The organism is Streptomyces sp. NPDC015139, from assembly GCF_043079785.1.
Taxonomy (GTDB): Bacteria; Actinomycetota; Actinomycetes; order Streptomycetales; family Streptomycetaceae; genus Streptomyces; species Streptomyces albidocamelliae.
On the sequence record NZ_JBIBUW010000004.1, the window covers coordinates 374,612 to 392,276 of the forward strand.

Here is a 17,665-nt window from a genome sequence, read left to right on the forward strand (position 1 = left end):
CCCGGAAGGTGAGGGCGGCCCGGTACGGCGGATACCGTTAGGACGTGCAGCCAGCAAGTGAATCCCCAGAGCGGCCCGCCGGCCGGCTCCACCGGGCCAGAGCCCTCTACCGGAACGTCTCCAAGCGCAGGACCGCCTGGCTGCTGCTCAAGGACACCGTCAACTCCTGCATGGAGTACCGCATCCTGGGGCTGGCGGCGGAGGCGGCGTTCTTCACGCTGCTGTCCGTGCCGCCGCTGCTGCTGAGCCTCATCGGGCTGCTCGGTTACGTCGACGACTGGACCGGCGCGGACACCATCCACAGCCTGGAGACCAACCTTCTGGTCGCCTCGCACACGGTGCTCTCCGACAAGGGCGTGAAGGACATCGCCGAGCCGATCCTGCACGACGTGATGCGGGGCGGCCGGCCCGACGTCATCTCCATCGGCTTCCTGTTCGCCCTGTGGTCGGGCTCGCGCGCGGTCAACGTCTTCATCGACACGATCACGGTCATGTACGGCCTCGACGGCGTCCGGGGCATCGTCAAGACCCGGATCATGGCCTTCCTGCTGTTCATCGTGGCGCTGCTGATCGGCTCGGTGGCGCTGCCGCTGATGGTCGCGGGACCGGACGCGGTGGTGCGTGTGGTGCCCTGGTCGGAGACGGTCGTCCAGGTCCTGTACTGGCCGGTCGTGATGGTCCTGTCCATCGTCTTCCTGACCACGCTGTACCACGTGTCGGTGCCGGTCCGCTCCCCGTGGATCGAGGACGTGCCCGGTGCCCTGGTCGCCCTGGCCATGTGGGTCCTCGGCAGCTTCCTGCTCCGCATCTACCTCACGAACACCATCGAGGGCGCCACCATCTACGGCTCCCTCGCCGCCGCCGTCGCCGTCCTCCTGTGGATCGGTGTGTCCGCCTTCGCGGTCCTCGTCGGCGCCGCCGTGAACGCCGCGATCGACCGGGTCTGGCCCGCCGCGGCCACGGCCGCCGCCCGCGAGGCGAACGACCGGATCCGGGAGGCCCAGGTCGCCGAGTACGTGGCCCGTACGGCGGCCGGCCGCGAGACCGACCCGGACGACCCGGACATGCCCTCCGAGTTCCCCGAGCGCTGGTCCCGCTTCCTGCCCCCGGCGGACGTGACCGCCCGCCTGCGCACCCACGCCAAGAACCCGCACCACTCCCACAAGTCCGGCGGCGGCACCGGGGACGCGACGGCCCCGGAGAGGTGACCGCAACTCCACCTCCTCGGCGGACCCCGAGACCGCCGACACCTCGGTGCCCCGGGTGTTCTGTGCGTCGCGTGTCATGTCCGCCGGTCGGCCGGTGGGCGCGGCACACCGACACGGCCGAGCGGCTCGTCTCCACAGGCGTGCGTCCACGCGGCCGCCGTCGTGCGTCCGCACGGCCCGGAGCGTGCGTCTACGCTGCCCCCCATGGACGCACTCGCCGGCCTGCTGGACGGCCCACGCGCGCGGGGCGCCTTCATGATCCGCGCCTGCTTCGACCCGCCGTGGGCCGTACGCGTGGCGGACGAGGCGCCGCTGACGGTGATGCTCATGGCGCGCGGCAGCTGCTGGATCACCCACGACGCCGGCGGCGGTCCGGTGCGGCTCGGCCCGGGGGACCTGGCGATCGCGCGCGGCCCGTGGCCCTACACCTGCGGCGACACCCCGGACACCGCCCCCCAGGCGCTGATCCTGCCCGGCGGCGAGTGCCGGTATCCCGACGGCGGCTCCCTGAACGGCTCCATGGACCTCGGCGTGCGCACCTGGGGTGACCGCCCCGACGCGGGCACGGTGATGCTGATCGGCACCTACCTGATGCGCGGCGAGATCAGCGGCCGCCTGCTCGACGCGCTGCCGCCGCTGCTGACCCTGACGGACGAGCTGTGGTCCTGCCCGCTCACGCCGCTGCTGACGCAGGAGATCGTCCGTGACGAGCCCGGCCAGGAGGTGGTCCTGGACCGTCTGCTCGACCTGCTCCTGATCAGCTCCCTGCGGGCGTGGTTCTCCCGGCCGGACTCGGCGGCGCCCGCCTGGTACCGCGCCCTGGCGGACCCGGTCGTCGGCCCCGTGCTGCGCCTGCTCCAGGACGATCCGGCGCATCCCTGGACGGTCGCCGCGCTCGCCGCCGAGGCCGGGGTGTCCCGGGCGGCGCTGGCCCGCCGCTTCACCGGCCTCGTGGGCGAGCCGCCGATGTCCTACCTGACCGGCTGGCGGCTCGCCCTCGCCGCCGACCGGCTCCGCGACACCGACCTCACCCTCGACACCATCGCCCGCCAGGTCGGCTACGGCAGTCCGTTCGCCCTCTCCACGGCTTTCAAGCGGGTGTACGGCGTCAGCCCCCAGGACCACCGCGCCGGCACCCTCACGGCCGGCCGCGCCTGAGCGACGGTCCGGTGTCTCGTCCCCGGCCCGGGCACTCGGTGCGGCGCAGGGACCGGCGCTGCCGCTGAGCGGGGTGCCATCGGCACGGCGTCCGCTCTCCGGCGCGGTGCGGCATCGCAGGATCGACGGCGCGGACCGCGACCGCCCGCTCCTGACGTCACGTACGCGAAGCCAGGGCGGAACGGAGCGACCGTGACGCCCGCCCCACGCGACCCGCGCCGGCAGTCGTGCCGACGTAGGCTGGCAGCCGTGTACGCGGAACGTGCGTCGCGGCTGACCGGGGCGGTCGTGTGGACGAACACCCCGGCCGGGACCGGTGCCCGGCCCGTGCTGCCCGATGGCTGCATGGACCTGCTGTGGACCGAGGGCCGGCTGCTGGTGGCGGGCCCGGACACCCGGGCCCACGTCCCGGACGGACCGCCTCGCGTCTGGGCCGGCATCCGCTTCTTCCCCGGTACCGCGCCGGCTCTGCTCGGCGTCCCCGCGCACGAACTGCGCGACACCCGGGTGGAGTTGGCGGATCTGTGGCCTGCCTCCCGGGTGCGGCGGCTGCGCGACCGGGTCGAGGCGGCGCCCGACCCGGCGACGGCCCTGGAGGACATCGCCCTGGACCGGAGCGCGTGGGCGGCCGTGCCCGACCCGCTGCTGCACCGACTGGTGGAGTGCCTGGGCGAGGGCCGCCCGGTGGCCGGCACGGCCGACGAACTGGACCTGGGAGCCCGCCAGTTGCATCGCCGCTGCCTCGGTGCCTTCGGCTACGGGCCCAAGACGCTCGCCCGTATCCTGCGTCTGCAGCGCGCGCTCGCGCTGGCCCGCTCCGGGGTGTCGTACGCCGAGACGGCCGTCCGGGCCGGGTACGCGGACCAGCCGCACCTCGCGCGTGAGGTCAGGGAGTTGGCGGGCCGCCCGCTCGGGCGGCTACTCGGCGGGGGCCGGTAGCGGGGCGAACAGGTCCACGCCGTTGCCGTCGGGGTCGTGCACGGTGGCGTACCGCTGCCCCCAGAAGGCGTCCCACGGCTTCAGCTCCCCATGGTGGCCTGCGCTCACCAGGTCCTCGTAGAGCGCGTCGACCTCGGCCGGTGAGCCGCACCGGAAGGCGAGCCCGACCCGGCCGCCGCCGGCGGGGGGCCGCCAGCCGGGGTGGAAGGAGCGGACGGTGTCCTCGGTGTCCAGGGCGAGCACCGGGCCGCCGGGCAACTCGGCCTCGACGTGCGGCTGGTCCTCGGCGCCGTCGGGGAAGACCAGCCCGAGGCGGCGGTAGAAGGCGAGCGAGGCGGCGAGGTCGGAGGCGACCACGCCGATCACGGCGAATCGTGGAGTCATGGGGCCACCGTAGGCGGGCGGGGGTCAGCCGGTCTTGAAGGAATCGGACACCGCGGTCGGGCCGTCCTCGGGGTGGCCGGCGGTGCGGCCGGGCCCGGTGGCGGCGAGGTGTTCGACCAGCACGAACGTCACGCTGATCAGGAGGGACCAGGCGCCGAACTTGGTCAGCGGTACCGGCTGCCAGCCGGCGAGCTGCTGGGGATAGCTCCAGGCGCCGACGTAGGTGGCGGCGTTCTCGGCGACCCAGAGGAAGAAGCCGATCAGGACGAAGGAGAGGGCGAGCGGCAGACGGTAGCGGTGGGCGCCCACCCGGAAGCCGACCCAGGTCCCGGCGGTCGCGGCGGCCATGGCCAGCGCGAGCGGCCAGCGCAGGTCGGGCATCCAGTGGTGGGTGAAGAAGTTCAGGTAGACGGCGGCGGCCACCGTGGTCGTGGCCGCGGCGCGGTAGCGGGTGAAACGCAGCCGCATCAGCCGCCGGGCCCGGCACACGTAGCTGGCGACCGCCGCGTACATGAAGCCGCCGTACAGCGGCACTCCGGCGACCTTGGTGAGCGCGTCCTCCGGGTAACTCCACGACCCCATGCGCACCTTGACCAGCTCGAACAGCAGCCCCAGCACGTGGCACACGGCGATCACCGCGGTGTCCCGGCCCGTCTCCCAGCCCGCCTTGCGGGCGACGAGGGTGAGCAGCACCCCGTAGACCAGCACCAGGTCGTAGCGCGCCACCGGCAGCTGGGGCAGGAGCCGGGAGCCGGCGATGCCCGCGAGCAGTGCCACGGCGAAGGCGCAGCAGCGTGCCTGGGCCAGTCCGAACCGCACCAACTGTTCCAGGCCATGACGGAGCTCCCTCATCATGCGACGCATGCCCCCTTGTTCGAGCGCCGGTGAGGTCCCCGATCCTAGGGGTCCTGTTGAACGTGTTCAAATACCTGGGCGCGCGAGAGGGGCGATGTCGACGCGGCGGCGGACGTGCGTTCTACGCGGCACTCGGTCACGCGGGCCGCCGCCCGCCGCGATCCGGACGTCCTCACCCGTTCCGAAGGCGGCCCCGCCTGGGCGGGACGGCTCGCCGAGTGACGTTTCTGCGGTGAACCGCCTCCACCATTGGAGTGAGTAAAGCCGGCGTCCGTGGATGGTCACGCGAACACCTAGGGATGCTCTTGTCCTGGTAAAGGGCGTCGAGACGCGGCGGTCGACCCCGACCCGCGTCACCCACCCACAGAAGGAGCCGGACCTTGACCCACGGTAAGAAGCTGCGCGAGCGCATCGCCGGGCCCGGGACCACACCGCTGATCGGCGTGTACGACATGTACTCGGCGTCGATCGCGGCCAAGCACTACGACGGGATGTTCGTCTCGGGCTTCGGGTTCGCGGCCTCGTACTACGGCCTGCCGGACATCGGATTCATCGCCTGGCCGGACATGGTCGCCTTCGTCCAGCGGCTGCGCGGCGCGTTCCCGCACCACCACCTGCTGGTCGACATCGACGACGGCTACGTCGACCCCGAGGTCGCCTGTCACGTCGTCGAGGGCCTGGAGCGCATCGGCGCCTCCGGCGTGATCCTGGAGGACCAGAAGCGGCCGCGCCGCTGCGGGCACGCCGACGGCAAGCAGGTGCTGCCGCTGGAGGAGTACCTGGAGAAGCTGGACAAGGTCCTCCGGACGCGCACGGACCTGGTCGTCGTCGCCCGTACGGACGCCACCGACGAGCACGACATCCTGCACCGCGCCGAGCGGCTGGCAGCGACCGACGCCGACGTGGTCCTGGTCGACGGCGTGCGCAGCGTCGAGTGGATCAAGCGCATCCGCGAGGTGGTCGGCGGCAAGCCGCTGCTGTTCAACCAGATCGCCGGCGGCAAGTCCCCCCGCCTCTCCCTAGGTGAACTGTCCGACCTCGGCGTGGACGTGGCGATCTACAGCACCCCCTGCCTGTTCGCCGCGCACGAGGCGATGGACTCCGCGCTCTCCGGTCTGAAGGCGGCCGACGGCCGGCTGCCCGAGGTGGACCCCGCGAGCGGCATCGGGGTGAAGGCCTCCACCAGCCTGCTGGAACGCAACATCGCCCCCGAGCGGCTCACCCCCGAGGGTGTGGGCGTGTGACGGGTGCGGTTCCCCGGATCGGGGCCGCCGCGCTCTGCGCGGCGGCGCTCCTCGCCTCCGGTGCGGTGCCGGCCGCCGCGTCCGGCGGCGTGATCACCGTCATCGACAACTCGCGGACCGTGGTCGACAACTCGGAACAGGACTCGATCCTGGAGATCGACCGCGCGGGCAACGCCCAGACCGGCAGCGGCACCGCGGGCAGCGACCACGACGGCAGCGCCGTGGACGTGGTCGAGGCCCTGGTGGGAGCGGCCGGCCGGGGCGAGGAGGACTGAGCACGGCCACTCCGTGACGGACCAGCGCGTACGACGACGGCCGGGCATCCCGTGCGGGAGGTGCCCGGCCGTCCGCGCGGTCAGTCCTCACCCGGGGCCGGGGCGGCCGTTCTCGCCGACCCCGGCGTCCTCCCCGTCCTCCCGGTCCTGGTCCTCCCGGTCCTGCTGGTCCTCCTGCAGGTCCTGCCCGCCGACGGGCGCGGCCACGGTGGCGCGGTGCTGTCCCGGGGCGAGGACATGGTCGGCGGCCTGCGCCGTGCCGTACGCCGTGACCAGAGCGACTGCGGTCCCGGCGAGGGCCGCTGCGGTGCGCGAGGTGCGGTTCATGCCCGGCAAACGATCTTGCGGGGTGCCGGGTCACCTTCGAAAGTCCGCGCAGGGGAAGTCCGCGCAGCAGGGGGCCGAGGTCCCTCGAACGGCCCAGCACGGGGTCCGTGCACCGGAATACCCGCGCGCACTGTGATGCTCTGTTGTGAGCACTGTGATGCTCTGTTGTGAACGGTGCGGCAGTGCACCGGTGTGACCGAGGAGAGTGCGCGGACACGGCGAAGGGCTGGTGGGCGATGACGGCAGACCAGGCGGGCCCCGTGGTCGGAACGCCTCACGGGAGGGTGCGCGGCCGGTACGAGAAGGGCGTCGCCGTCTTCCGGGGCATCCCGTACGCCGCCCCGCCCTTCGGCCCCCGGCGGTTCCGCCCGCCCGAGCCGCCCGAGCCCTGGGACGGCACGCGTGAGGCCGTCGTCTTCGGGCCGACCGCGCCCAAGCCGCCGTACTCCGACGCCTTCGCCCACTACCTGTCCGACCCGGAGATCCCCGGCGACGACTGCCTCAACCTCAACGTGTGGACGCCCGCCCCGGACCCCGGCGCCCGGCTCCCGGTCCTGCTCTGGCTGCACGGCGGCGCCCTGACCCGGGGTTCGTCGGCCGTGCCCGTGTACGACGGCGGCACCTTCGCCCGGGACGGCGTGGTCTTCGTGTCGGTCAACTACCGGCTGGGCACCGAGGGCTACGGACTCTTCCCCGACGCACCCCCCAACCCCGGCCTGCGCGACCAGCTCGCCGCCCTGATCTGGGTGCACGAGGCGATATCCGCCTTCGGCGGCGACCCGGACCGGATCACCCTGTGCGGCCAGTCGGCCGGCGCGATCAGCGCCGGAGCCCTCCTCGCCGCGCCCCAGTCCCAGGGACTGATCCGGCGCGCCGTTCTGCAGAGCGGCGCGCCGGAGGCCTCGGACCGGGACAAGGTGCGCCGCATGGTGCGCCGCATGGCCACCCGGCTGAAGATCCCCGCCACCGCCGAGGCCTTCGCCGCCGTCGACCGCGACCTGCTGCTGCGCACCCAGGCGGAGGTCGGCCGCCTCAGCAGCCCGGTGCTGGGCGGACCCTCGTTCGGCATCGTCGTCGACGGTGACGTCGTCCCCCGCGACCCGCTCCAGGCCCTCCTCGACGGCGACGCGGCGCCCGGCGTCGAGCTCCTCATGGGCTGGACCCGGGACGAGTACCGGCTGTGGCTGGTGCCCGGCGGGCTGCTCGACCACGTCGACCGGCTCGGCCCGGTCGCCCTGGCCGGGGCCATGGCCCGCTGCCACGCCGGCCACGAGGTGGCCCGCGGTTACCGTTCCCTGTGCCCCGGCGCCGGCGCCGCCGAGATCGTCGGCCAGATGGTCACGGACCACCTGCTCCGCCTGCCGCTGCACCGCCTCGCCGACGCCCGCCCCGCCGAGTCCTGGCTCTACGAGTTCGCCTGGCCCTCCGGACTGACCGGCCTCGGCGCGTGCCACGCCCTGGAACTGGGGTTCGTGTTCGACACCGGTGACGTGCCCGAGTCGAAGAAGCTGGCCGGTGAGGGCGCCGCGCAGGAGCTGTGCGACGCGATGCACGGGGCGTGGGTGCGCTTCGCGAGGACCGGGGACCCCGGCTGGCAGGCCTGGGACGCCTCGCACCCCGTGCGGACCTTCGGCGACCCCGGGCCGGACGCATCGGACGCCGTGGCGTACACCGCCCACGGACCCCGGGACGCCGAGACCGCCCTGTGGTCGACCGTGCCCCTCGTCCCGGCGCCGGACCCCCGACCGGACACCCCGCCCACGGCCGACGTCCGCGCCCCCGGAGCCGAACTCGCGGCCGCGGTACGGCGTCTGCGGCGGACCGTGGGGGTGCGACGCCGCTGAGCCGGCGATCGCCTCCGTCCACGGCCGCGCCCGCCCGGTGGTCGCGCGGGCCGCACAGCCGGCTCGCGGCAGGCCGGCGCTCCCGGCTCGCGGGTGTCAGCGGAGCTCACGCACGGCCGTGGCGATCGCGGTGATCGCGTCCGGCCGCACCCGGCAGCAGCCCCCGATCAACCGCGCCCCGGCCTCCCGCCACGTCCGCACCTGCTCGGGGCCGAACGTCGTACGCCCGGTCCAGGCCCGTGCCCGCGCGTCCCAGGTCTCGCCGCTGTTGGGGTAGACCACGACCGGCTTCCCGGTGACCCTGGCCGCGATCTCCACGGCGGGCGCCACGTCCTGCGGCGCGCAGCAGTTCACCCCCACCGCGATCACCTCGTCCACGGCGGCGGCCGCCGCGAAGGCCTCCTCCAGGGGCTGCCCGGCACGCGTGTACCGACCGTCGACCGAGTAGGACAGCCACGCCGGCACCCCCAGCCCCCGCACCGCCCTGAGCAGCGCGGCGCCCTCGTCGGCGTCCGGCACGGTCTCCAGCGCCAGGACGTCCGGCTCGGCGGCGGCCAGCACCTCGATGCGCGGCCGGTGGAACCGCTCCAGCTCGTCGACGCCGAGGCCGTACCGGCCGCGGTACTCGGAGCCGTCCGCGAGCATCGCCCCGTACGGCCCGACCGAGGCCGCCACCCACAGCGGCCGGTCCACAGCCGCCTCCGCCGCCCGCCGGGCCGCCTGGCGGGCGAGGTCCACGCTCAGCGTGAGCAGCCGCGCCGCCTCGTCGTGGCCCGTGCCGCGCTTCGCGAAGCCCTCGAAGGTGGCCTGGTAGCTGGCCGTGATCGCCACGCTCGCGCCCGCGAGGAAGTAGCTCAGGTGCGCCTCGGCGATGGCCTCGGGCCGCTCGGCGAGCAGCCGCGCCGACCACAGCTCGTCGCCCAGGTCGTGTCCGGCGGACTCCAGCTGGTTGGACAGGCCGCCGTCGAGCACCACGGTCCCGTCGGCGAGGGCCTCGGCGAGGCCGGGGGAGGTGTCGCTGGTCATGTCACGACGCTAGTCGACGGGGTCCGGTTCGTGGGCCGGGGAGCGGCACCCCTTTCGAAAGCGCTTTCCCGAGCGGTACGGTCCCGGCGATCCCTCCGTCCCGAGCGACGGACCGCCCGCCGGGAAAGGACCGCCACCGCCGTGATCCGACTGCCCCCCGACGACCGCGGGCCGAGCCCGTACACCGGTTTCACCCGTGCCCACTGGGAGGCCGCCGCCGACGCGCTCCTCGCCGCGGTCGAGCCGTACGCCACCGCCGACCGCGCCCTCTACCACCTCCCCGGCGACCACGTGAGCCACTCCGGCCGCCTCTGTGACGGCCTGGAGGGATACGCCCGCACGCTGCTGCTCGCCGCCTTCCGGCAGGACGGGACCGCGCTCGGCCGGTACGCCGACGGACTCGCGGCCGGCCCCGGCGGAGTCTGGCCGGACGTCACCGACCGCAGCCAGCCGCTCGTCGAGGCCGCGTCGGTCGCGCTCGCCCTGCGACTGACCCGGCCGCTGCTGTGGGACCGGCTGGACGACACCGTGCGCGAACGGACGGCCGACTGGCTGGCGGATGCCCTCACCGCCGAACCCTGGCCCAACAACTGGGAGTTGTTCCCGGTCACCGTCGGCGGATTCCTGGCGGAGATCGGTTACCGGCCGGAGGCGGCGCGCAAGGCGATCGACCGCGGCCTGGAGCGGATCGAGACCTGGTACGTCGGCGACGGCTGGTACACCGACGGCGACGGCCGCAGGTTCGACCACTACAACGGCTGGGCCCTGCACCTGTACCCGGTGCTGCACGCCTGGCTGGCCGACGACCGCGAACTGCTGTCCCGATACGGCCGGCGCCTGGCACGGTACCTCGCCGACTACGCCCACCTGTTCGGCGGTGACGGCGCCCCCGTGCCCCAAGGGCGTTCGCTGACCTACCGTTTCGCCACCGCGGCCCCGCTGTGGCTGGGCGCGCTGACCGGTCACACACCCCTGTCACCGGGGGAGACGCGACGCCTGGCCTCCGGGGCGCTGCGGTACTTCGTCGACGGCGGCGCGGTCGACGGACGGGGCCTGCTCCCGCTCGGCTGGCTCGGGCCCGACACCTCGTTCGTACAGGGCTATTCGGGTCCGGCCTCCCCGTACTGGGCGAGCAAGGGCTTCCTCGGACTGCTGCTGCCGGCCGAGCACGAGGTGTGGACGGCGCCCGAGGAACCGGGGCCGGCCGGGCGCGCGGATGCGGTGAGGCCGCTGCCCGCCCCCAACTGGCTGGTGCAGTCGACCCGTTCGGACGGGCTGGTCCGGCTGCACAACCACGGCAGCGAGGACGTCCGTTACGACCCGTTCTACACGCGGCTCGCCTATTCCTCGGCCACCGTTCCGGCGGCGTCGTACGACAACAGCGTGATCGTCGGGGGGAGTCCGGGCCGTACGGGCACCGAGCCGCTGGGCACGGGCGAGGGGTGGATCGCCTCCCGGCACACCGTCGGCGACGGGATCACCGTGACCAGCGTGGTGCTCGCCGAGGGCGCGGCGGAGGTGCGGTGCCACCTGGTCTCCGGAGCCGAACCCGGCACGCCGGTGCGGGTCACGGGGTGGACGGAGGGGGCGGGCGTGCGGGCCGAACTCCTGCCGGCGGTGGGGCTGTCCGACGACCTCGCCGGGTCCGTCGGCGCGGGGGACACCCTGTTCGTCGCCCTGGCCCGCCTCACCGCCGAGCCGGATCCGCCGCCGCTGGGCGAGCTGGTGTCCGTACGGCCGGCCGGTGCGGCGGAACTGGAGGTCGAGTGGGCCGGGGGAGCGGGGGCGCGGGTGCGGTGGGACGGGCCGGGGGTGACGGTGACCGTGCGCGGGTGAGCGCCGCCCCGGACACGGCCGGCCGGGGCCGCCGGCCCGGCGGCGCCGCACACTTCGGCCGCGACCGAAACGTCCGGCGCCTAGCGTGGCCGTATGACCGCAGAGCCCACCATGACGTCCTTCGCGGCACTGCACCACCGGCCTGGCGAGCCGCTGCTGCTGCCCAACGCGTGGGACCACGCCTCGGCCGCCGCCCTCGCCGCCCGGGGCTTCCCCGCGATCGGCACGACGAGCCTGGCCGTGGCGGCGGCCGTCGGCCTGCCGGACGGGGCGGCGGCGACCCGCGAACACACCCTGCGCCTCGCCAGGACCCTCGGTTCGGAGCCGTACCCGCTCTCGGTCGACGCCGAGAACGGCTTCGGCGACGACCCGGACGAAGTGGCCGAGCTGGCCCGGGAACTGTGGGCCGCCGGGGTGGCCGGGATCAACCTGGAGGACGGTCTCGGGCCGAGCGGCCGGCACGCCGCGAAGATCGCCGCGGTGAAGGCGGCCGTACCGGAGCTGTTCGTCAACGCCCGCACCGACACCCACTGGTCGGGGGGCGGGGACGCGCGGGACACCCTGCGGCGGCTCGACGCGTATCAAGAGGCGGGCGCGGACGGGGTGTTCGTACCGGGGCTGACCGATCCGCGGGGGATCGCGTCCCTCGTCCGGCATCTCGAAGCACCCCTCAACATCCTCTACTCGCCGACCGGGCCCACCGTCGCCCAGCTCGCCGGCCTCGGTGTGCGCCGCGTCAGCCTCGGCTCGCTGCTGTACCGGCGCGCGCTCGGCGCGGCGCTGGACGCGGTGGCCGACATCGCCGCGGGGCGTGCCCCGGCCGGTCCCACCCCCTCCTACGCGGACGTCCGCGCGCTGGAGAGGAACGTGTCGGCGAGCCGGTCGGCGAACTCCAGCGGGTGATCGAGCGTGCCGAGATGGCCGCCCGGGAACTCCGCGAAGGCGCCGCCCAGCCGGCCGGCGGCGGACTCGGCCGTGCGGTGCAGGAGCTGACCGCGTGAGGCCGTGCCGGCGGCCACGGTGAGCCGGCCCGGCGGCGCGGTGAAGGCGGGCGCGTGGGCGGTGAACGGGCGCAGGACATGGGCGAGGAACACGCCCATCGGGGTCGCCGACTCGCCCTCGGCGGGCGGCCGTCCGGGGCCGTCCAGCTGTCCGACGAGCTCCGCGCGCCGCTCGGCCCCGTCGGGCAGCAGGGTGACGCAGGGCGGTTCGTGCGCGACCACGTGGGCCAGCCGGTGCGGGTGCCGGGCGAGGAGGTCCAGGGCCGTGATGCCGCCGGAGCTGGTGCCGCACACGTACGCGGACCCGCCTGCCGGAAGCACGGTCTGCAGCACCCGGTGCGCTCCCTCGCTCCAGTCCGCCACCCGCTGGTCGGCGACCGGGAGGCCCAGTCTGCCGTGGGCGAGGCCGAGCGGGTCGTACGTCACCACGGTGAAGCGCGCGGACAGGCGCTCGGTCAGCGGACCGAGCCCCATGGGGTGTCCGGCGCCGCCGGGCACGAGCAGCAGTACGGGACCGCTGCCCCGGACGTCGTAGGCGTCGGGAAGGGGTTCGGTCATCGGTCTTCCGCCTTCTTTTGGCCGGGGCCGGTCTCGCGCGGCCAGTGTGCGAGCGCCAGGTGCAGGGCGTCGACCGCCTTGTCCCAGGAGGCCTGGACGTCACGGTCCGCGCCGAAGCCGCCGGTGGACTCCAGGGCGCAGTAGCCGTGGAAGGTGCTGCGCAGCAGGCGCACCGCGTCGGTCAGATCGGGTTCTTCGAGCCCGTAGCCGCACAGCATGCCGTAGGTGATCTCGGCGGTGCGGCGCAGGGCGGGGGTGCCGGCGATCAGGGACTGGTCGACGCGGATCTGGGTGGCGGCGTACCGGCCCGGGTGCCGCAGGGCGTAGGCGCGGTAGGCGCCGGCGAAGGCGGCCAGCGCCTCCTTGCCCGCCCGTCCGGCCACGGCCACCGCGATCCGGTCGATCAACTCGCCGCCCGCGTACAGCGCGAGCCGGGTGCGCAGGTCCTCCATGCCCCGGACGTGCGAGTACAGGCTGGCGTCCTTCACCCCGAACCGGCGGGCCAGCGCCGACAGGGTGACCCGCTCGAACCCCACCTCGTCGGCCAGCTCGGCCGCCGCCACGACCACCCGCTCCCCACTGAGCCCCGCACGGGCCACGGGGACCCCCTTTCGCCGGTACCGTTTCCTAGGATCCCTAGGTTAGTGCCTAGGGAGGCCAGGAGTGCAAGGCGAGCGGCCGCCCGGCGGGGAGCCGGGCGGCCTCGGGTGGCGCGGGCGCGGGGGGAGTCAGGCGCTGTCGGGGGCCGGGCCGAAGACGAAGGAGAACTCCGTCGGTTCCGCGTGCAGGTGGTACTGGGGCAGGGGGCCGGGGCCGCAGGACTGCGAGCCGATGCCGTGGTGGGCGTGATCCAGGTTGACCCAGACCTGGTCGCCGGGTGTCAGGTCGGTGCGGTGGGTGGCGGAGTCCAGCCGCTCGGTCGTCCAGCGGCGGACGGTGAGGAGGAACTCCGGGTCGCCCTCGATGCGCAGCCCGCCCAGCTCCACCCAGCGCACGTCGACGCGGGCGCCGTTCTCCTGCGGGCGGAGGTAGGGGGTCTGCAGGTCGTCCACGGTCGACCGCCACCGGCCGATCGCGGACGCCGAACGGGTGTCCGGGTACGCCTCACCGGGGCCGCCGCCGAACCACCGGACACGGTCGGCGGCGGTCAGCCCGAAGCGGACGCCGAGCCGGGGGAGCGGCACCCGCCAGTCGCCCTCCGGGCCGACGGACACGGTCAGGCGCAGCCGCTCGCCGTCGGACGTCCACCGGTACACCGTCGCCAGGCCCAGCTCACGGGCCGCCGGCGCCACCCGGGTGCGGACCGTCAGCGCGTCCTCGTCGGCCCGTACCTCGTCCAGGCGGTGCCGCATGCGGTGCAGACCGAGCTTGCGCCACAGCGGGCCGTACCGGACGTCGCTCTGCCAGGCGGCACCGTCGTCGTTGTCGGTGGTCGCCCGCCACACGTCCAGCCGCGGAGCGGACACGGCCACCCCGCCGATCGCCGTCAGGGCGCCGGTGCGGGCGTCGAAGGTGCCGGGGCCGAGGGTGATCACCCCGTCGCCGGGCACCGGGCGGGCGGTCGCGGCGACATACGGCACCCGGCGCTCCGTCACCCGGAGCTGGCCCCAGGCGACGACGTGGTCCCGCGGTGCCCAGGGAGCGTCGGCCGCGAGGACCGCCCGGACCGTCCAGAGGGCCTCGCCGGCCGGTGCCCCGGGTGGCGGCTGGGGCAGCTTCACGTCGGCCGACTCGCCGGGCGCCAGCGCGGGCACCGGCAGGCCGCCGGACTCCACCGTCTCCCCGTCGACCTGGTACGACCACATGAACGCCAGTGCCGACAGGTCGGCGAAGTCGTACTTGTTGGTGATGCGGACCGTGCCGTCCGCGCCGTCATCGGCGACGGCGACCGGTTCGATCACCTTCTTGTACTCGACGAGACCGGGGGAGGGACGCCGGTCCGGGAAGACCAGTCCGTCGCAGACGAAGTTGCCGTCGTGCAGTTCCTCGCCGAAGTCCCCGCCGTAGGCGTAGCCCAGTTCGGGGTGGGCGATGCCGTGGTCGATCCACTCCCAGACGAACCCGCCCTGGAGCCGGTCGTACCGCTCGAACAGCCGCTGGTAGTCGGCGAGTCCACCGGGGCCGTTGCCCATGGCGTGCGCGTACTCGCAGAGGATGAAGGGCAGTTCGCGGCGCTTCGCGGGCCCGCCGTCCAGGCCGCGGCCGATCCGCTCGACCTCGGCGTGGTCGGCGTACATCCGCGAGTACATGTCGGTGTCGCGGCAGTCGATGTCGCCCTCGTAGTGCACGGGACGGGACGGGTCGCGGTGGTGGATCCAGTCGGCCATCGCGGTCAGGCCCCGGCCGGTGCCCGCCTCGTTGCCGAGGGACCAGACGACGACGGAAGGGTGGTTCTTGTCGCGCTCGACCATACGGGCCGCCCGGTCGAGCAGCGCCGGGGTCCACCGGTCGTCGTCGACGGGGTTGCCCCGCCAGCCCTGCTCGGTGAAGCCGTGCGTCTCCAGGTCGCACTCGTCGATCACCCAGAGGCCGTACTCGTCGCAGAGGTCGAGGAAGGCGGGGTGCGGCGGGTAGTGGGAGGTGCGGACGGCGTTGACGTTGTGCCGCTTCATCAGCAGCACGTCCTCGCGCATGGTCTCCAGGTCCAGCGCACGGCCCCGCTCGGGGTGCCATTCGTGCCGGTTGACGCCCTTGAAGAGCACGGCCCGTCCGTTGACCCGGATCAGGCCGTCCGACAGCTCCACCGTGCGGAAACCGATGCGCAGCGGCACCCGCTCGCCTTCGGTGGCGAGGACGGCGTCGTACAGCCTGGGGATCTCGGCCGACCACGGTTCCACCGGGACGGTCGCCTCGTCGCCGGTCCCGATGTCGATGCCGAGGTCCGGGACGGTGACCCGGCCGTCCACGTCGGAGTCCACGTGCAGGGTCCCGGTCCCGGAGCGGTGGTCGTAGGACGCGTGCACGAAGAAGTCCAGCGCGCTGCCCGCCGGGCGGTGCAGCAGGGTGACGTCACGGAAGATGCCGGGCAGCCACCACTGGTCCTGGTCCTCCAGGTAGGAGCCGGCCGACCACTGGTGGACGCGGACGGCCAGCACGTTGCCGGTGGCCTGGAGCAGGTCGCCGACCGCGAACTCGTGCGGCAGCCGGGAGCCCTTGAACTCGCCGAGGTCCGTGCCGTTCAGCCAGACCCGGGCGCAGGACTCGACCCCGTCGAAACGCAGGACGGCGCCGCCGTCGGACGGGCCGGGCCAGTCGGCCGGAAGGTCGAAGACGAGCCGGTGGTCGCCCGTCGGGTTCTCGGTGGGGACGCGCGGCGGATCGACCGGGAACGGGTAGAGGTGGTTGGTGTAGATCGGGGAGCCGTGGCCCTGGAGGACCCAGTGGCCCGGCACCTGGACCTCCGCCCAGGCACCGGCGTCGTACTCCGCCGCGGCGAAGGAGTCGTCCTCGGCGTCGGCCGTACCGGACAGCCGGAATCGCCAGGTGCCGTTCAGTGAGAGGGACGCGGCGTCGGAGGAGGCGTACCGGGCCCGGGGAGGCAGCGCCCCGTGGCCGGGGGAGACGTCCTCCACGTAGTCGGTGACGGAGTAGGGGCGGAAAGGCATCGGTCTCCCTGGCTCAGCTCACGAGTAGAGAAGGGGCGGTGGTCGACGGGCCCGGGTCACGCCCGGAGACGTCATGAGGGCGGTGCGGTACGGCTCCCCGCGAAGACGGTGCGTCCGGCGGTGCCGCTCCTCTGCCCTACCGACCGCAGCGCCCCTTCCAGCGCGAACGTGGCCGCGCCGAGGGACACCGGGTCGGTGGGGATCGGCGAGAGGACGATCTCGGTGGCGGCCAGCGGCCGGCGCAGGGCGTGCCGGGCGACGGCCCGGCGGACCTCGTCCAGCAGCGGCTCGCCCAGCCGGGCGGCGACCCAGCTGCTGAGGACGACCACCTCGGGGTTGAGGAGGTTGATCAGGTCGGAGATGCCGGCGCCGAGGTAACGGGCGGTCTCCCGGACGACCGCGAGCGCGACCGGGTCCCCCTCGGCGGCGGCGCGGGCCAGCGCGTCGATGGTGGCCGTCTGGTCGTCCGGGTGCAACAAGGGCGAGTGCGGGCCGAGTTCGCGCAGATGCTGCATGATGCCGGGGGCGCCGACGTACGTCTCCACGCAGCCGTGGCCGCCGCAGTGGCACGGCCGCCCGTCCAGCACCAGCGTGGTGTGCCCCCACTCGCCGGCGCTGTTGCTCACGCCCCGGTGCAGTCCGCCGCCGAGCGCCAGCCCGGCGCCGACCCCGGTACCGAGATTGACCACCACGGCGTCGTCGCGTCCGCGCGCGGCCCCGAACCAGAGCTCGGCCACCGTGCAGGCGCGCAGCGGGTTGTCCAGGTGGAGGGGGTGGGGGAGGTGTTCGGCGAGCAGGTCCAGCAACGGTACGCCGTGCAACTGCCAGTTGGCCGCGTACTCGACGACGCCGGTGTCCCGGTCCACCTGGCCCGGCACGCTCACCCCGACGCCCAGCACCCGGGCCGCCCGGGTTCCGGCCCGGCCCACCACCGCGGTGACCGCGGCGACGACCCGGCCGACCACCTGCTCCGGCCGGCTCTCGCCGGGCCGCAGCTGCTCCTCGGCGCGGACGAGCACGTTCAACGCCAGGTCGAACAGCTCGACATGGACGTACGTCTCCGCGATGTCGACGCCGATCAGCGCGCCTCCCGACGCGTCGACGGCGATCAGCCCTCTGGGCCTGCCCCCGGCGGAGTCCTCGAACCCGACCTCGGTGACCAGGCCGAGGTTCAGCAGCTCGCCGACCAGGGTGGCGACGGTGGCCAGGCTCAGACCGGTGGCGGCCGCCAGCTCCTGCCTGCTGGTGGGGGACGCGGCGATGAGCCGGCGCAGCACCTCGTAGCGGTTCGCGGTGCGGATGTCACGTGACGTGCGCTTCACGCGCCTGCCCCTCCAGTGCGGACCGGACCGCAGCGGCATCGGCTCCGGCGGCGCCAGGCTAGGGCCGGGACGGCCTTTCGACA

Annotated in this window: 16 protein-coding genes; 8 read left to right on the forward strand and 8 right to left on the reverse strand. The window is 74.3% G+C overall.

The window, feature by feature from the left end:
- Positions 1-44: 44 nt before the first annotated feature.
- The 3 genes from ACF08B_RS13940 to ACF08B_RS13950 all read left to right on the forward strand — a co-directional run bounded on the left by ACF08B_RS13940 (position 45) and on the right by ACF08B_RS13950 (position 3,305).
- On the forward strand, positions 45-1,208 hold the full coding sequence (locus ACF08B_RS13940) for a YihY/virulence factor BrkB family protein (RefSeq protein ID WP_392317537.1): 1,164 nt from the start codon (positions 45-47) through the stop codon (positions 1,206-1,208).
- A 204-nt stretch (positions 1,209-1,412) separates the two neighbouring features.
- Positions 1,413-2,366, forward strand: coding sequence for an AraC family transcriptional regulator (locus tag ACF08B_RS13945; protein WP_392317538.1), 954 nt, complete (start codon positions 1,413-1,415; stop codon positions 2,364-2,366).
- Positions 2,367-2,615: 249 nt separating this feature from the next.
- The gene (locus tag ACF08B_RS13950) at positions 2,616-3,305 is read left to right on the forward strand and encodes a helix-turn-helix domain-containing protein (protein ID WP_392317539.1); all 690 of its coding nucleotides are present in this window, start codon (positions 2,616-2,618) and stop codon (positions 3,303-3,305) included.
- Here ACF08B_RS13950 and ACF08B_RS13955 read toward each other — a convergent pair.
- Both ACF08B_RS13955 and ACF08B_RS13960 read right to left on the reverse strand, forming a co-directional pair.
- A complete protein-coding gene (locus ACF08B_RS13955) occupies positions 3,285-3,689 on the reverse strand; it encodes a VOC family protein (protein ID WP_392317540.1) in 405 nt (134 codons plus the stop codon). The two genes, ACF08B_RS13950 and ACF08B_RS13955, sit on opposite strands and share 21 nt — an antisense overlap.
- Positions 3,690-3,713: 24 nt before the next feature.
- A complete protein-coding gene (locus ACF08B_RS13960; protein WP_392317541.1) occupies positions 3,714-4,544 on the reverse strand; it encodes a DUF817 domain-containing protein in 831 nt (276 codons plus the stop codon).
- 380 nt (positions 4,545-4,924) lie between these two features.
- Here ACF08B_RS13960 and ACF08B_RS13965 point away from each other — a divergent pair, with 380 nt between their 5' ends.
- Together ACF08B_RS13965 and ACF08B_RS13970 are read left to right on the forward strand one after the other, a co-directional pair.
- Positions 4,925-5,788 carry an oxaloacetate decarboxylase gene (locus tag ACF08B_RS13965; RefSeq protein WP_392317542.1) on the forward strand — a complete coding sequence of 288 codons (864 nt, stop codon included), beginning with the start codon at positions 4,925-4,927 and terminating at the stop codon, positions 5,786-5,788.
- The gene (locus tag ACF08B_RS13970) at positions 5,785-6,063 is read left to right on the forward strand and encodes a hypothetical protein (RefSeq protein WP_073897291.1); all 279 of its coding nucleotides are present in this window, start codon (positions 5,785-5,787) and stop codon (positions 6,061-6,063) included. The genes ACF08B_RS13965 and ACF08B_RS13970 overlap by 4 nt, the downstream gene beginning before the upstream one ends.
- Before the next feature lie 87 nt (positions 6,064-6,150).
- Here the strand turns inward: ACF08B_RS13970 and ACF08B_RS13975 are convergent, their stop codons facing one another.
- On the reverse strand, positions 6,151-6,390 hold the full coding sequence (locus ACF08B_RS13975) for a hypothetical protein (RefSeq protein WP_392317543.1): 240 nt from the start codon (positions 6,388-6,390) through the stop codon (positions 6,151-6,153).
- 236 nt (positions 6,391-6,626) lie between these two features.
- Here ACF08B_RS13975 and ACF08B_RS13980 point away from each other — a divergent pair, with 236 nt between their 5' ends.
- Positions 6,627-8,234: a carboxylesterase/lipase family protein gene (locus ACF08B_RS13980; RefSeq protein ID WP_392317544.1), complete on the forward strand. Its 1,608-nt coding sequence runs from the start codon at positions 6,627-6,629 to the stop codon at positions 8,232-8,234.
- A gap of 96 nt (positions 8,235-8,330) precedes the next feature.
- Here the strand turns inward: ACF08B_RS13980 and mmuM are convergent, their stop codons facing one another.
- Entirely contained in the window at positions 8,331-9,260 is a 930-nt protein-coding gene (gene mmuM, locus ACF08B_RS13985) for a homocysteine S-methyltransferase (RefSeq protein WP_392317545.1), read from the reverse strand.
- A 144-nt stretch (positions 9,261-9,404) separates the two neighbouring features.
- Here mmuM and ACF08B_RS13990 point away from each other — a divergent pair, with 144 nt between their 5' ends.
- Complete coding sequence (locus ACF08B_RS13990; protein ID WP_392317724.1) at positions 9,405-11,096, forward strand: DUF2264 domain-containing protein; 1,692 nt, start codon at positions 9,405-9,407, stop codon at positions 11,094-11,096.
- A gap of 93 nt (positions 11,097-11,189) precedes the next feature.
- Complete coding sequence (locus ACF08B_RS13995) at positions 11,190-11,999, forward strand: isocitrate lyase/phosphoenolpyruvate mutase family protein (protein ID WP_392317546.1); 810 nt, start codon at positions 11,190-11,192, stop codon at positions 11,997-11,999.
- Here the strand turns inward: ACF08B_RS13995 and ACF08B_RS14000 are convergent.
- The 4 genes from ACF08B_RS14000 to ACF08B_RS14015 all read right to left on the reverse strand — a co-directional run bounded on the left by ACF08B_RS14000 (position 11,933) and on the right by ACF08B_RS14015 (position 17,621).
- Positions 11,933-12,655, reverse strand: a complete 723-nt coding sequence (locus tag ACF08B_RS14000) for an alpha/beta fold hydrolase (RefSeq protein WP_392317547.1) — start codon at positions 12,653-12,655, stop codon at positions 11,933-11,935. The genes ACF08B_RS13995 and ACF08B_RS14000 overlap by 67 nt on opposite strands.
- Entirely contained in the window at positions 12,652-13,254 is a 603-nt protein-coding gene (locus ACF08B_RS14005; protein WP_392317548.1) for a TetR/AcrR family transcriptional regulator, read from the reverse strand. The genes ACF08B_RS14000 and ACF08B_RS14005 overlap by 4 nt, the downstream gene beginning before the upstream one ends.
- Before the next feature lie 129 nt (positions 13,255-13,383).
- Positions 13,384-16,260, reverse strand: a complete 2,877-nt coding sequence (locus ACF08B_RS14010; RefSeq protein ID WP_392317549.1) for a glycoside hydrolase family 2 TIM barrel-domain containing protein — start codon at positions 16,258-16,260, stop codon at positions 13,384-13,386.
- A gap of 71 nt (positions 16,261-16,331) precedes the next feature.
- On the reverse strand, positions 16,332-17,621 hold the full coding sequence (locus tag ACF08B_RS14015) for an ROK family transcriptional regulator (protein ID WP_392317550.1): 1,290 nt from the start codon (positions 17,619-17,621) through the stop codon (positions 16,332-16,334).
- Positions 17,622-17,665 lie beyond the last annotated feature (44 nt).

What these genes read in the sequence shown, in the direction of transcription:
- ACF08B_RS13945 (WP_392317538.1), top strand. Translation starts at nt 1,413, where the DNA reads ATGGACGCACTCGCCGGCCTGCTGGACGGCCCACGCGCGCGGGGCGCC.
- ACF08B_RS13955 (WP_392317540.1), bottom strand. Translation starts at nt 3,689, where the DNA reads ATGACTCCACGATTCGCCGTGATCGGCGTGGTCGCCTCCGACCTCGCC.
- ACF08B_RS13960 (WP_392317541.1), bottom strand. Translation starts at nt 4,544, where the DNA reads ATGATGAGGGAGCTCCGTCATGGCCTGGAACAGTTGGTGCGGTTCGGA.
- ACF08B_RS13975 (WP_392317543.1), bottom strand. Translation starts at nt 6,390, where the DNA reads ATGAACCGCACCTCGCGCACCGCAGCGGCCCTCGCCGGGACCGCAGTC.
- ACF08B_RS13980 (WP_392317544.1), top strand. Translation starts at nt 6,627, where the DNA reads ATGACGGCAGACCAGGCGGGCCCCGTGGTCGGAACGCCTCACGGGAGG.
- mmuM (WP_392317545.1), bottom strand. Translation starts at nt 9,260, where the DNA reads ATGACCAGCGACACCTCCCCCGGCCTCGCCGAGGCCCTCGCCGACGGG.
- ACF08B_RS13995 (WP_392317546.1), top strand. Translation starts at nt 11,190, where the DNA reads ATGACCGCAGAGCCCACCATGACGTCCTTCGCGGCACTGCACCACCGG.
- ACF08B_RS14000 (WP_392317547.1), bottom strand. Translation starts at nt 12,655, where the DNA reads ATGACCGAACCCCTTCCCGACGCCTACGACGTCCGGGGCAGCGGTCCC.
- ACF08B_RS14010 (WP_392317549.1), bottom strand. Translation starts at nt 16,260, where the DNA reads ATGCCTTTCCGCCCCTACTCCGTCACCGACTACGTGGAGGACGTCTCC.
- ACF08B_RS14015 (WP_392317550.1), bottom strand. Translation starts at nt 17,621, where the DNA reads ATGCCGCTGCGGTCCGGTCCGCACTGGAGGGGCAGGCGCGTGAAGCGC.